This is a genomic window from Brenneria izbisi (genome assembly GCF_025840185.1).
GTDB classification, from domain to species: Bacteria; Pseudomonadota; Gammaproteobacteria; order Enterobacterales; family Enterobacteriaceae; genus Brenneria; species Brenneria izbisi.
In genome coordinates, this window is record NZ_JAMPJU010000058.1 from 1 (window position 1) to 286 (window position 286).

1 protein-coding gene is annotated in these 286 nt (G+C 66.8%); it reads left to right on the forward strand.

The window, feature by feature from the left end:
- A partial coding sequence (locus NC856_RS17730; protein ID WP_264091714.1) for an Ig-like domain-containing protein occupies positions 1 to 286 on the forward strand: 286 nt, incomplete at both ends.

The following is a 286-nucleotide window of genomic DNA, read 5'->3' on the forward strand; positions in this document are numbered from 1 at the left end:
TTTAGCGTGCCGCTGTCGCCCGCGCTCACCAACGGAGAAACGGTTACCGCCATCGCCAGTGATGCCGCGGGCAATATTTCCGCCGCGGTTACCGTGACGGCCCCGGATACCACCGCACCGGAAGCGCCCGCGGCTCTCCTGGTCGCGGAAGATGGCGCGTCGGTCAGCGGTACGGCGGAAGCTGGCAGTACGGTCACGATCAGCGACGCGGCAGGCAATGTGCTGGGCAGTGTCACAGCAGGGAGCGACGGCAGCTTTACTGTGCCGCTGTCGCCTGCGCTGACCA